This is a genomic window from Streptomyces sp. SCA2-17 (assembly GCF_044336695.1).
Genome location: NZ_CP117521.1, coordinates 2,194,790 through 2,207,620, shown reverse-complemented (window position 1 = coordinate 2,207,620; position 12,831 = coordinate 2,194,790). Strand labels below are relative to the sequence as shown.

Genomic DNA, 12,831 nt, shown 5'->3' with positions numbered 1-12,831 from the left:
GCTCAGCACCTGTGTTCGCGTACGGTTGACGGCTGCCCTAGGCACAGCAGAAGGGGGCTTGGGTGGCCGCGCAGAACGCCACGCACGCGCAGGTGGCGACCGGACCGCAGAGCGAGCCCGACGGGGTCCGCGACCGCGAGATCGGTACGGAACAACAGCATCTGGACCGGGTCTACCGGCGTCTGGAGGAGAAGATCCACGAGGCCGAGTTCCTCATGGACGACGCCGCCAAGCGCGGGCAGGTCGGCACGCCCGGCGCGCTCGCCGAGCGGGACGCCCAGGTCTTCCGGGCCGGGGTGCACCTCAACCGGCTCAACAGCGAATTCGAGGACTTCCTCTTCGGCCGCATCGACCTGCTGCTCGGCAAGGACGGCAAGAAGGGCCCCGACGGCGCGTACACCTCCGTCGAGCCCGCCGACGACGCCGTCCTCGGCGACCGCGCCGACATCGCGGAGACCCTGCACATCGGCCGCATCGGCGTCCTCGACGCCGACTACTCGCCGCTCGTCATCGACTGGCGGGCGCCCGCCGCCGCGCCCTTCTACCGCGCCACGCCCGTGGCGCCCGGCCGCGTCGTGCGCCGCCGCGTCATCCGCTCCAAGGGCCGCCGCGTCCTCGGCGTCGAGGACGACCTGCTGCGCCCGGAGCTGACGGCCACGCTCGGCGGGAACACCCTGCCGGTCGTCGGCGACGGCGCGCTGATGGCCGCGCTCGGCCAGGCCCGCAGCCACACGATGCGCGACATCGTCTCCTCCATCCAGGCCGAGCAGGACATGGTCATCCGCGCGCCCGCCGCGTCGGTGACCGAGGTCGAGGGCGGCCCCGGCACCGGCAAGACCGCCGTGGCCCTGCACCGCGCCGCCTACCTCCTCTACCAGGACCGCCGCCGGTACGCGGGCGGCATCCTCGTCGTCTCCCCGACCCCGCTCCTCGTCGCCTACACCGAGGGCGTGCTGCCCTCCCTCGGCGAGGAGGGGCAGGTCGCCATCCGTGCCGTCGGCTCGCTGGTCGACGGCGCCGAGGCCGACACGTACGACGAGCCGGCCGTGGCCCGCGTCAAGGGCTCCTCGCGCATGCTCAAGGTGCTCCGCAAGGCGGTCCGCGGCGCGCTGGAGAGCACGGGCGCGCCCGACCGCCTGCGCGTCGTCGCCTTCGGCGCCCGCATCGAGCTCGGCGCCGAGGACCTCAAGCGGATCCGCAACACCGCCCTCGGCGGCACCGCGCCGGTCAACCTGCTGCGCCCGCGCGCCCGCCGGCTGATCCTCGACGCCTTGTGGTCCAGGGCCGGCGGCCCCAAGCGCTACACCGACCCGGAGCTCGCCGCCGAGGCCCGCTCCGCCTTCGACGAGGACATCACCACCGAGGACGACTTCCTCGCCTTCCTCGACGCCTGGTGGCCGGAATTGACGCCGCGTCAGGTGCTGGCGGGCATGGCCGACGAGAAGCGCCTCGCCCGCTCCTCGCGCCGGGTGCTCAACCCGCGCGAGACCCGCCTGCTGGCCCGCTCGCTGCGCCGCCTGGACGCCGCGGGCCGCGGGCCGCTGTCCGTGCACGACGTGGCCCTGCTGGACGAGCTGGAGACGCTGCTGGGCGCCCCGGCCCGCCCGAAGAAGCCGCGCGAGTACGACCCGCTCGACGCGCTCACCGGCCTGGAGGAGCTGATGCCCCAGCGCTCGGAGTCGCGCCGCGAGCGCGCCGAGCGCCTGGCGGAGGAGCGCCGCGACTACGCCCACGTCATCGTGGACGAGGCCCAGGACCTCACGCCCATGCAGTGGCGGATGGTCGGCCGCCGCGGCCGCACGGCCACCTGGACGATCGTCGGCGACCCGGCGCAGTCCTCCTGGTCCGACCCCGACGAGGCGGCCGCCGCCCGGGACGAGGCCCTCGGCGCCCGCCGCCGCACCCGCTTCCGGCTCACCGTGAACTACCGCAACCCCGCCGAGATCGCCGATCTCGCGGCCAAGGTGCTCGCGCTCGCGATGCCCGGCATGGAGTCGCCCGCGGCCGTCCGCTCCACGGGCGTCGTGCCGCGCTTCGCCGTCGCGGGCGCCGGGCTCGGCCCGGCCGTGCGGGCCGAGGCGGAGCACCTGCTGGCGGACGTCGAGGGCACGGTCGGCGTGGTCGTGCCCATGGGGCGGCGCGCCGAGGCCCGCGGCTGGGTGGCCGGGCTCGGTGACCGGGTCGTGGTGCTGGGCAGCCTGGAGGCGAAGGGCCTGGAGTACGACGCGACGATCGTGGTCTCGCCGGCCGAGATCGCCGACGAGTCCCCGGCGGGCCTGCGGGTGCTGTACGTGGCGCTGACCCGCGCCACGCAGCGCCTGACGGTGCTCTCCGGCGAGCGCGACGACCCGGACGCCGACGGCGTGCCGGACCTGCTGCGGGACTGAGCGCCGGGGGACTGAAGCCGGGGGCGGACGGCCGGGGGACTGAGCACGCCCGTCCCGGAAGTGACTCTCCCCCAGCTCCGGCCGGGGCTCCCCGGCTCCGGCCGGGGGAGCCCCCACGGGTGAATTCGCCGGGGCGGAATGACTTCCGGGGACGGTTTGTTAGCCTGGGTGTGGCACCGGCTCGATCCAAGCCCCCGGGCCCAACCTTCGTCGCTACGAGCGACCACTTGCCGCGAGGCGAGCATGGCGGGTCGGTGTCATCAGCGTTCTGACGGGCGCCCTTCCTCCGGGAAGGGCGCCCGTCGGGCTTTTGCGGAACTTTATTTCCGTAACCCGGACCTGGTTACCCCCTACCGATGGGTAGGTGGGACGATCGAGCCGCGCATCAGCGAAACCTGGAAAGCAGAGGAAGTCGGCCATGGCAACGGCGCCAAGCGTCTCGTACTCGATGACGGTCCGGCTGGAGGTTCCCGCGAGCGGGACCTCGGTCAGCCAGCTCACCACGGCCGTGGAGTCCTCCGGCGGATCCGTGACCGGTCTCGACGTCACTGCTTCCGGGCACGAGAAGCTCCGGATCGACGTCACCATCGCCGCGACCTCCACCGCCCACGCGGACGAGATCGTCGAGGAGCTGCGCGGCATTGAGGGCGTGGTGCTGGGCAAGGTCTCCGACCGTACGTTCCTGATGCATCTCGGTGGCAAGATCGAGATGGCGTCGAAGCACCCGATCCGCAACCGTGACGATCTGTCCATGGTCTACACCCCTGGTGTGGCCCGGGTGTGCATGGCGATCGCGGAGAACCCGGAGGACGCGCGTCGTCTGACGATCAAGCGCAACAGTGTTGCGGTGGTCACGGACGGCTCGGCGGTGCTGGGCCTGGGCAACATCGGGCCGAAGGCGGCGCTGCCGGTGATGGAGGGCAAGGCGGCGCTGTTCAAGCGGTTCGCGGGGATCGACGCGTGGCCGATCTGCCTGGACACCCAGGACTCGGACGCGATCGTGGAGATCGTCAAGGCCATCGCCCCGGGCTTCGCGGGCATCAACCTGGAGGACATCTCCGCGCCGCGCTGCTTCGAGATCGAGGCGCGGTTGCGTGAGGCGCTGGACATTCCGGTCTTCCATGATGACCAGCACGGTACGGCGATCGTGGTGCTGGCGGCGCTGACCAATGCGCTGCGGGTGGTGGGTAAGGCGATCGGTGATGTGCGGGTCGTGATGTCGGGTGCGGGTGCGGCCGGTACGGCGATCTTGAAGTTGCTGCTGGCGGCCGGCGTCAAGCACGCGGTCGTCGCGGACATTCATGGTGTGGTGCATGCGGGGCGTGCGGATCTGGTGGATGCGGGGCCGCAGACGGCGCTGCGGTGGATCGCGGACAACACCAATCCCGAGGGCATGACGGGGACGCTGAAGGAGGCCGTGCGGGACGCGGACGTCTTCATCGGTGTTTCCGCGCCGAACGTCCTTGATGGTGAGGATGTGGCGGCGATGGCGGAGGGTGCGATCGTCTTCGCGCTGGCCAACCCCGATCCGGAGGTGGATCCGGCGGTGGCCCGTCGCACGGCCGCGGTGGTGGCCACGGGCCGGTCGGACTTCCCCAACCAGATCAACAACGTGCTGGTCTTCCCGGGTGTCTTCCGCGGCCTGCTGGACGCGCAGTCCCGCACCGTCGACACCGGCATGATGCTCGCCGCCGCCCGCGCCCTCGCCGACGTCGTCACCGAAGACGAACTCAACGCGAACTACATCATCCCCAGCGTCTTCAACGAGAAGGTCGCGGGGACGGTCGCGGGCGCCGTGCGCGAGGCCGCGAAAGCCGCCGGCGCGGCTGTGACGGGCACCACGACCGTCTGATGACGGCGCGTCGCGGGCCTTCGGGCCCGCGACCTGCCCCTAAGGTGTCGGGCAGAAATCAGGCCGCAGAAATGCGGCTGTATCCGAGGCTGTGCCGCTTTCCGTGTGACTCTCCAGGGTGCCGGATTGGCTTTCCCGCCACTGGTGGGGGCAGGATGCGTAACCGGGCGCGAGGGTCTGGCAACGGACCCGGGTCCGGGGACTGTCCGAGGGCCCTGGCAGCATCGGCTTCGATCTCACGCCTCATTGGCAAGAAGAACACGGGAGTACAACATGAACCGCAGTGAGCTGGTGGCCGCGCTGGCCGACCGCGCCGAGGTGACCCGCAAGGACGCCGACGCCGTTCTGGCCGCGCTCGCCGAGACCGTCGGCGAGGTCGTCGCCAAGGGCGACGAGAAGGTCACCATCCCCGGCTTCCTGACCTTCGAGCGCACCCACCGTGCCGCTCGGACCGCTCGCAACCCGCAGACGGGTGAGCCGATCCAGATCGCTGCCGGTTACAGCGTGAAGGTCTCCGCGGGCTCCAAGCTCAAGGAAGCCGCCAAGGGCAAGTAAGCGCCTTTAGCGCTGCGCTCAGCGCTGAGAGGGCGGTCACCCCGGTCGGGGTGACCGCCCTTCGGGCTTTCCAGGGGCCCGTACGGGCCTGGAAGGGGCCGTACGGGGCCCAAGGTCACCCGGATGCACGAAAGCGCCTGTACGGGCCTTGAATGGCTCGTACAGGCGCTTACGCCCCGTCAGAAGAAGGGCCCTCAGGCCGCGGTGCCGCCGCCCGGCAGCTCCACGTTCGCGCCGAGGTCCTTCAGCTTCTGCATGCTGTGCTTTTCCGGGGGATAACCCCCGGACCCCCAGCCGGGGGCCGCGTCGTGGTGGCGCGGATGCCTCAGGCCGCGGTGCCGCCGCCCGGCAGCTCCACGTTCGCGCCCAGGTCCTTCAGCTTCTGCATGAAGTTCTCGTAGCCGCGGTTGATCAGGTCGATGCCGTGGACGCGCGAGGTGCCCTCGGCCGCCAGGGCCGCGATCAGGTACGAGAAGCCGCCGCGGAGGTCGGGGACGACCATGTCGGAGCCCTGGAGCTTCGTCGGGCCGGAGACGACCGCCGAGTGCAGGAAGTTCCGCTGGCCGAAGCGGCAGGCGGAACCGCCCAGGCACTCGCGGTACAGCTGGATGTGAGCACCCATCTGGTTCAGCGCCGAGGTGAAACCGAGGCGCGACTCGTAGACCGTCTCGTGGACGATCGACAGGCCCGCCGCCTGCGTCAGCGCCACGACCAGCGGCTGCTGCCAGTCGGTCTGGAAGCCGGGGTGGACGTCCGTCTCCAGCGCGATGGCGTTGAGCGAGCCGCCCGGGTGCCAGAAGCGGATGCCCTCGTCGTCGATCTCGAAGGCGCCACCGACCTTGCGGTAGGTGTTGAGGAAGGTCATCATCGAGCGCTGCTGCGCGCCGCGCACGTAGATGTTGCCCCCGGTGGCCAGCGCCGCGGACGCCCAGGAGGCGGCCTCGAGGCGGTCGGAGAGCGCGCGGTGGTTGTAGCCGCCGAGCTTGTCGACACCGGTGATCCGGATGGTCCGGTCGGTGTCCATGGCGATGATCGCGCCCATCTTCTGCAACACGCAGATGAGGTCCTCGATCTCCGGCTCCACGGCCGCGTTCGACAGCTCCGTGACGCCCTCCGCCAGGACGGCGGTGAGCAGGACCTGCTCGGTCGCGCCGACCGAGGGGTAGGGCAGGCGGATCTTGCAGCCGCGCAGCCGCTGCGGGGCCTCCAGGTACTGGCCGCCCTCGCGCTTCTCGATGGTCGCGCCGAACTGGCGCAGCACCTCGAAGTGGAAGTCGATCGGCCGGCCGCCGATGTCGCAGCCGCCCAGGCCCGGGATGAAGGCGTGGCCCAGCCGGTGCAGCAGCGGGCCGCACAGCAGGATCGGGATGCGCGAGGAGCCGGCGTGCGCGTCGATGTCCGCGACGTTGGCGCTCTCCACGTACGTGGGGTCGAGGACCAGCTCGCCGGGCTCGTCGCCGGGGCGGACGGTCACGCCGTGCAGCTGCAGCAGTCCGCGCACGACGCGGACGTCGCGGATGTCGGGGACGTTGCGCAGCCGGCTGGGGCCGTGCCCGAGCAGGGCGGCGACCATGGCCTTGGGCACGAGGTTCTTCGCGCCGCGGACACGGATCTCGCCCTCGAGCGGGGTACCGCCGTGGACAAGCAGGACATCGTCAGGGCCGGTCATGGATCTCGCGTTCCTGGAGTTGGGCAGGGGGCAAGAAGAAAGGGTAATGCGACGAGGGAGCCCTCCTGCATGCCTGAGGGGGCTCCGGCCACGTTATGGTTTTGCAACAACACGCTCTGTTAATGGAATGGTCGCTACCGGTTAGCGCAACGCACCGCGGGCCGTCCCTTTCTTGCCGGAGTGGGCGTCCGCCCCCCGCGCGGGCCCGAAATGCGGGATCATGTGCCCATGTCCGAGGTGTCCTCGCTCACAGGACGACTGCTCGTTGCGACACCGGCGCTCGCTGACCCGAACTTCGACCGCGCGGTGGTGCTGCTGCTCGACCACGACGAGGAGGGTTCCCTCGGAGTGATCCTGAACCGCCCGACCCCCGTCGGGGTGGCGGACATCCTGGAGTCCTGGGCCGCGCTGGCCGGGGAGCCGGGCGTGGTCTTCCAGGGCGGCCCCGTCTCGCTGGACTCGGCGCTGGGGGTGGCCGTCGTGCCGGGGGAGGGGTACGACAAGACGGGCGCCCCCGCCGTCGTCGGCGACGGCCCCCTCGGCTGGCGGCGCGTCCACGGCGCGATCGGCCTCGTCGACCTGGAGGCCCCGCCGGAGCTGCTCGCCGCCGCCCTCGGCTCGCTGCGGATCTTCGCCGGCTATGCCGGCTGGGGCCCGGGCCAGCTGGAGGACGAGCTGGTCGAGGGCGCGTGGTACGTGGTGGAGTCCGAGCCGGGCGACGTCTCCTCGCCCGACCCCTCGCAGCTGTGGCGCGCGGTGCTGCGCCGCCAGCGCAACGAGCTGGCGATGGTGGCCACGTATCCGGACGACCCGAGCCTTAACTGACTCGGCGGTGCGCCCCAGTACCCTTGGAGACCATGAGCACTCTTGAGCCCGAGCGCGGGGCAGGGACCGGCACCCTCGTAGAGCCGACGCCGCAGGTGTCGCACGGCGACGGCGACCACGAGCGCTACGCCCATTACGTCCAGAAGGACAAGATCATGGAGAGCGCGCTCTCCGGTTCCCCGGTCGTCGCCCTGTGCGGCAAGGTCTGGGTTCCGGGGCGCGACCCGAAGAAGTACCCGGTCTGTCCGATGTGCAAGGAGATCTTCGAAGGCATGGGCGCCGGCGGAGACAAGAACGGCAAGGACGGCAAGGGCGGCGACAAGAAGTAGCCGGCCCCCGGCCTCCCGTTTGCAGGCCGCACACCCACTTCCCGGCCCCCGGAGCGCGCTACGGCGCGTCCCGGGGGCCGCGTGCGTTGCACGGAGCGCTTTCGCCGATCACAGAGTGGTAGAGACCTCTTGTCGGGGCCATGGCACGCCCCTAGTCTCCTGCCAGTTGTGCTGAGCGAAACGCCCATTGCGTATGTTGCAACGCCGCGCGGGAGGGATCCATCCCCATGACGCTGTCCGGCCGACTGCCCGGTCGCTTATCCGGTCCGCTGTCCGGGGCGGCGGCCCTGGTGGCCGCCGCCCTGGCCGCCACCGCCCTGACCGCCTGCGCCCCCTCCACCTCCTCCGCGGGCGCCGCCGGGGGCGACGAGCGGACGGGGCGCCTGCGCGTCTGGCTCTTCCGGGAGGTCGACAACGGGCCCAAGGAGGCCGTGGTCGGCAAGGCCGTCGCCGCCTTCGCCCGGGAGCACCGCGGCGCCCGCGCCGAGGTCACCTACATCCCCGTGGAGACGCGCGCCCAGCGGATCAAGGCCGCCTTCAACGACCCCCGCAGCGCCCCGGACGTCATCGAGTACGGCAACACCGACACCGCCGGCTACGTCCGGGACGGCGGACTGGCCGACGTCACCGCCGACTTCGCCGCCTGGCCCGAGGCGCGGGACACCGACCCCGCCGCCCGCCGCTCCGTCACCGTGGACGGGAAGGTCTACGGCGCCCCGCTGTTCGTCGGAGTGCGCGCCCTCTACTACCGCACGGACGTCTTCCGCGAGCTCGGCCTGCGCCCGCCGCGCACGCAGGACGAGCTCGCGCGGACCGCCCGCCGCATCCACCAGGAGCGGCCGGAGCTCTACGGGCTCGTGGTCGGCGGCTCGTACACGTACGGCGCCCTGCCGTTCCTGTGGGCCAACGGCGGCGCGCTGGCGGAGAAGAAGGGAAGGAAGTACACCGCGGCCGTCGACAGCGAGGCGGCGAAGCGGGGCATCGCCGCGTACACCGCCCTCTTCGGCGCCCACAACTGCCCGCCCGCCAAGTGCGCGCAGATGGGCGGCAACGCCACCGTCGAGGCCTTCGCCGCCGGCAAGGCGGCCATGGCCATCGGCGGGGACTTCAGCCACCGGGCCGTCGAGAACGGCAAGGCCAAGGGCAGGTACGCGGTCGTGCCGCTGCCCGGCGCCGAGGAGGGCAGCATCGCCCCCGCCTTCGCGGGCGGAAACAACGTCGGTGTCCTCAAGAGCAGTTCCCACCGCACGCTCGCCGTCGAGCTGATGCGCGCCCTCACCGGCAAGCGCACCCAGTCCGACCTCTTCGACGCCATGGGCTTCCTGCCCACTTATACGGACGTGCGCCGCGAGGCGGCCCGCCGACAGCCCTACGTCGAGCCGTTCGTGCGGACGCTCGCGGCGGGTGCGGCCTTCGTGCCCGTGACGCCCGCGTGGGGCGCCATCGACGCGGGACAGGTGCTGCCGTCGATGTTCCAGGAGATCGTGAGCGGCCGCAGGAGCGTGGACGCGGCGGCCTCGGCCGCGGCGAAGAAGATGAACAGCGCCTTCCGGGCCGCGGGCTGAGGGCGGCGGGCCGGCACGATGCGCACCCACAACCGGTGGACGCCCTGGCTCTACCTCGCCCCCGCCCTCGTCCTCCTCGGCGGCCTGCTGCTCTACCCCGTCTACGAGCTCGGGCTCATCTCCTTCCTGGAGTACACCCAGGCCCAGGTCAGCGGCGGCCGCCCGACCTCCTTCCAGGGCCTCGGCAACTACGCCGCGCTCTGGCGCGACGGCCAGTTCCGGGAGGTGCTCGCCGCCACCGTCCTCTTCGCGGCCGCGTGCGTGGCCGCCACCCTCGCCACCGGCTGCGCGCTCGCCGTGCTCCTCACCCGCGTCCGCGCCCTGCCCCGCCTCGCGCTGATGACCGCGGCGCTCGGCGCCTGGGCCACGCCCGCCGTCACCGGCTCGACGGTCTGGCTCTTCCTCTTCGACCCCGACTTCGGGCCTGTGGACAAGCTGCTCACCCGGCTCGGCATGAGCGGTTTCGACGGCTACTCGTGGACGTACGACCGCTACAGCGCCTTCGCGCTCGTCCTCCTCGAAGTCGTCTGGTGCTCGTTCCCCTTCGTCATGGTGACCGTCTACGCCGGCATCCGGGCCATCCCCGAGGAGGTCCTGGAGGCCGCCGCCCTGGACGGGGCCTCGCAGTGGCGCATCTGGCGCGGGGTCATGGCGCCGATGCTCCGGCCGATCCTCGTCGTCGTCACCATCCAGTCGGTCATCTGGGACTTCAAGGTGTTCACCCAGATCTACGTGATGACCAACGGCGGCGGGGTCGCCGGGCAGAACCTGACCCTGAACGTCTACGCGTACCAGAAGGCGTTCGCGTCCTCGCAGTACAGCCTCGGCTCGGCCATTGGCGTGGTGATGCTGCTGATCCTGCTGGCGGTCACGCTCGCGTACCTGCGGCTGCTGCGCAGACAAGGGGAGGAGATATGAGCGTCACTCGCGTCCGCAGCCTCACCCGCGTCCGCAGCGTCCGGCGGGCCCGCCCCGCCCCCCGAGGCCGCCGCCCGTGGCGCCTCGCCGCCGAGGCCGCCGCCCTGCTGACCGCCGCTGTGGTGGCCTTCCCGCTCTACTGGATGGTCCTGTCCGCGGTGAAACCCGCCGGCGAAGTGCAGTCGGACCGGCCCCGCCCCTGGACGTCCGCGCCCTCCCTGGACGCCTTCCGCCGCGTCTTCGGGCAGCAGGACTTCGCGCGGTACTTCCTCAACAGCCTGCTCGTCGCGGGCACCGTGGTCGTCGTCTCCGCGCTCGTGGCCTTCCTCGCCGCGACCGCCGTCACCCGCTTCCGCTTCCGGTTCCGGACGACCCTGCTCGTGATGTTCCTCGTCGCCCAGATGGTCCCGGTCGAGGCCCTCACCATCCCGCTGTTCTTCCTCCTGCGCGACGCGGGCGCGTACGTGCCCGCCATCGGCCTCAACACGCTCGGCTCGCTGATCCTGCCGCACATCGCCTTCTCGCTGCCGTTCGCGATCTGGATGCTGCGCGGGTTCGTCCGGGCGGTGCCGGAGTCGCTGGAGGAGGCCGCCTACCTCGACGGCGCGAGCCGCGCCCGCTTCCTGTGGCGGATCCTCTTCCCGCTCGTCTTCCCCGGGCTCGTCGCGACGAGCGTCTTCTCGTTCATCTCGACGTGGAACGACTTCCTCTTCGCGAAGTCCTTCATCGTCAGCGCCACCGAGAACTCCACCCTCCCGATGGCGCTCCTCGTCTTCTTCAAGGACGAGGGCAACGACTGGGGCGGCATCATGGCGGCGTCCACCGTCATGACCGTGCCGGTGCTCGTCTTCTTCGTACTGGTACAGCGGAGGCTCGTGTCGGGCCTCGGCGGAGCGGTGAAGGATTGATGCCATGACCGACTTCCAACCGGACCTGATTCCCCTGCCCCGCCGCGTCGACGGGATCCCGCCCGCCGACGGCGTCGGCATCCTCGACGAGCACACCGCCGTCAACGCCGGGCCCGGCACGGAGGGCGTCGCGCGCTGGCTGCGCACCACGGTCGGCGCGGCCACCGGTCTGCCTTTGCCCGACGGCGACGGCGACGAGGACCACGACACCATCGTCCTCCGCATACGCCCGGAGGTCGCGCGCGAGCTCGGGCCGGAGGGATACCGGTTCCGTAGCGAGGGCTGCGGAGTCGCCATCGACGGCGGCAGCGCGGCCGGTGTCTTCCGGGGCGCGCAGACCTTCCGTCAGCTGCTCGGGCCGGAGGCTTTCCGGCGGGCGCCGGTCACGGGGAAGCGCGAGTGGGACGTGCCGATCGTCACTGTTGAAGACGCCCCGCGGTTCGCCTGGCGCGGCGTCCTCCTCGACGTCGCCCGCCACTTCCTGCCCAAGGACGGCGTGCTGCGGTACCTGGACCTGCTCGCCGCGCACAAGCTCAACGTCCTGCACCTGCACCTGACGGACGACCAGGGCTGGCGGATCGAGATCCTGCGCCACCCCCGCCTCACGGAGGTCGGCGCCTGGCGCGCCCGCACCAAGGTGGGGCACCGGGCCTCGCCGCTCTGGGACGAGCGGCCGCACGGCGGCTACTACACGCAGGACGACATCCGCGAGATCGTCGCGTACGCCGCCGAGCGCCACATCACGGTCGTCCCCGAGATCGACGTTCCCGGGCACTCGCAGGCCGCCATCGCCGCGTACCCCTGGCTGGGCAACGCCGACGTGACCGGCACCGCCGCACCGGAGGTGTGGGACACCTGGGGCATCAGCCCGAACGTCCTCGCTCCGTCCGACCGCACCCTCGCCTTCTACGAGGACGTGCTGACGGAGGTCCTGGAGCTCTTCCCGTCGCCCTTCGTGCACATCGGGGGCGACGAGTGCCCCAAGGACCAGTGGCGGGCGTCGCCCGCCGCGCAGGCCCGCATCCGCGAGCTGGGCCTGTCCGGCGAGGACGAGCTGCAGAGCTGGTTCGTCCGGCACTTCGACCGCTGGCTCGCCGAGCGCGGCCGCCGCCTCATCGGCTGGGACGAGATCCTGGAGGGCGGCTTGGCGGAGGGGGCCGCGGTGTCCTCCTGGCGGGGTTACGCGGGCGGGATCGCGGCGGCGCGCGCCGGGCACGACGTCGTCATGTGTCCCGAGCAGCACGTCTACCTCGACCACCGGCAGGCGGCCGGTACCGACGAGCCCGTACCCATCGGCTACGTCCGCACCCTGGAGGACGTCTACCGCTTCGACCCCGTGCCGCCCGGGCTCGGCGAGGCCGGAGCCGCCCGCGTCCTGGGCGCCCAGGCCAACCTCTGGAGCGAGGTGACGGAGAACCAGCAGCGCCTCGACTACCAGGCCTTCCCGCGCCTCGCCGCCTTCGCCGAAGCGGTCTGGTCGCAGCTGCCCGCCCCCGCCGAGCGCGACTACCCGGCGTTCGAACGCCGTATGACCGCCCATTACGCCCGTCTCGACGCCCTCGGCGTGGACTACCGGCCCCCGGGCGGCCCCAGGCCCTGGCAGCGCCGCCCCGGCGTCCTCGGACGCCCGATCGAGGGCGCGCCCCCGATCGTGTGAGCCACGGCCAAGCTGCGCGTCCCGGCGGCGGACGGCTGGCACGGTGGTCCTTCACACACTGCCGTAAGTCGTAAAAAGGCCCCCTGACAATGGCAATCCGTACACAACGGGGACACCCCCGAAAATCGGACCATTCGCATTGCCGGGGACGGATCGGCGGTTCGTG

General features: G+C 71.8%; 9 protein-coding genes and 1 pseudogene. 9 read left to right on the top strand and 1 reads right to left on the bottom strand.

Annotated features, from left to right (window positions below; all coding sequences use genetic code 11):
- Positions 1–62: 62 nt before the first annotated feature.
- The 3 genes from PS271_RS09870 to PS271_RS09860 all read left to right on the top strand — a co-directional run bounded on the left by PS271_RS09870 (position 63) and on the right by PS271_RS09860 (position 4,794).
- Positions 63–2,387 (top strand): UvrD-helicase domain-containing protein, encoded by a 2,325-nt coding sequence (locus tag PS271_RS09870; RefSeq protein ID WP_398381588.1) that lies wholly within the window; start codon positions 63–65, stop codon positions 2,385–2,387.
- 418 nt (positions 2,388–2,805) lie between these two features.
- Positions 2,806–4,239 carry an NAD-dependent malic enzyme gene (locus tag PS271_RS09865; RefSeq protein ID WP_398381587.1) on the top strand — a complete coding sequence of 478 codons (1,434 nt, stop codon included), beginning with the start codon at positions 2,806–2,808 and terminating at the stop codon, positions 4,237–4,239.
- Between the two features lie 273 nt (positions 4,240–4,512).
- On the top strand, positions 4,513–4,794 hold the full coding sequence (locus tag PS271_RS09860) for an HU family DNA-binding protein (protein WP_004951951.1): 282 nt from the start codon (positions 4,513–4,515) through the stop codon (positions 4,792–4,794).
- Between the two features lie 325 nt (positions 4,795–5,119).
- Here the strand turns inward: PS271_RS09860 and murA are convergent, their stop codons facing one another.
- Positions 5,120–6,463, bottom strand: coding sequence for a UDP-N-acetylglucosamine 1-carboxyvinyltransferase (murA, locus tag PS271_RS09855; protein WP_398381586.1), 1,344 nt, complete (start codon positions 6,461–6,463; stop codon positions 5,120–5,122).
- Positions 6,464–6,691: 228 nt separating this feature from the next.
- Here murA and PS271_RS09850 point away from each other — a divergent pair, with 228 nt between their 5' ends.
- The 6 genes and pseudogenes from PS271_RS09850 (at position 6,692) to PS271_RS09825 (ending at position 12,665) form a co-directional block, all read left to right on the top strand.
- Positions 6,692–7,288: a YqgE/AlgH family protein gene (locus PS271_RS09850; protein ID WP_398381585.1), complete on the top strand. Its 597-nt coding sequence runs from the start codon at positions 6,692–6,694 to the stop codon at positions 7,286–7,288.
- Positions 7,289–7,320: 32 nt separating this feature from the next.
- Positions 7,321–7,617, top strand: a complete 297-nt coding sequence (locus PS271_RS09845; protein WP_398381584.1) for a DUF3039 domain-containing protein — start codon at positions 7,321–7,323, stop codon at positions 7,615–7,617.
- A gap of 227 nt (positions 7,618–7,844) precedes the next feature.
- On the top strand, positions 7,845–9,182 hold the full coding sequence (locus PS271_RS09840) for an extracellular solute-binding protein (RefSeq protein ID WP_398381583.1): 1,338 nt from the start codon (positions 7,845–7,847) through the stop codon (positions 9,180–9,182).
- Between the two features lie 30 nt (positions 9,183–9,212).
- Positions 9,213–10,100, top strand: a pseudogene (locus tag PS271_RS09835) (carbohydrate ABC transporter permease); the annotation flags it as partial.
- On the top strand, positions 10,097–11,008 hold the full coding sequence (locus PS271_RS09830; protein WP_398381582.1) for a carbohydrate ABC transporter permease: 912 nt from the start codon (positions 10,097–10,099) through the stop codon (positions 11,006–11,008). The pseudogene PS271_RS09835 and the gene PS271_RS09830, both read left to right, overlap by 4 nt.
- 4 nt (positions 11,009–11,012) lie before the next feature.
- Complete coding sequence (locus PS271_RS09825; protein ID WP_398381581.1) at positions 11,013–12,665, top strand: beta-N-acetylhexosaminidase; 1,653 nt, start codon at positions 11,013–11,015, stop codon at positions 12,663–12,665.
- Positions 12,666–12,831 lie beyond the last annotated feature (166 nt).

What these genes read in the sequence shown, in the direction of transcription:
- PS271_RS09865 (WP_398381587.1), top strand. Translation starts at nt 2,806, where the DNA reads ATGGCAACGGCGCCAAGCGTCTCGTACTCGATGACGGTCCGGCTGGAG.
- PS271_RS09825 (WP_398381581.1), top strand. Translation starts at nt 11,013, where the DNA reads ATGACCGACTTCCAACCGGACCTGATTCCCCTGCCCCGCCGCGTCGAC.
- PS271_RS09845 (WP_398381584.1), top strand. Translation starts at nt 7,321, where the DNA reads ATGAGCACTCTTGAGCCCGAGCGCGGGGCAGGGACCGGCACCCTCGTA.
- PS271_RS09850 (WP_398381585.1), top strand. Translation starts at nt 6,692, where the DNA reads ATGTCCGAGGTGTCCTCGCTCACAGGACGACTGCTCGTTGCGACACCG.
- murA (WP_398381586.1), bottom strand. Translation starts at nt 6,463, where the DNA reads ATGACCGGCCCTGACGATGTCCTGCTTGTCCACGGCGGTACCCCGCTC.
- PS271_RS09830 (WP_398381582.1), top strand. Translation starts at nt 10,097, where the DNA reads ATGAGCGTCACTCGCGTCCGCAGCCTCACCCGCGTCCGCAGCGTCCGG.
- PS271_RS09860 (WP_004951951.1), top strand. Translation starts at nt 4,513, where the DNA reads ATGAACCGCAGTGAGCTGGTGGCCGCGCTGGCCGACCGCGCCGAGGTG.
- PS271_RS09840 (WP_398381583.1), top strand. Translation starts at nt 7,845, where the DNA reads ATGACGCTGTCCGGCCGACTGCCCGGTCGCTTATCCGGTCCGCTGTCC.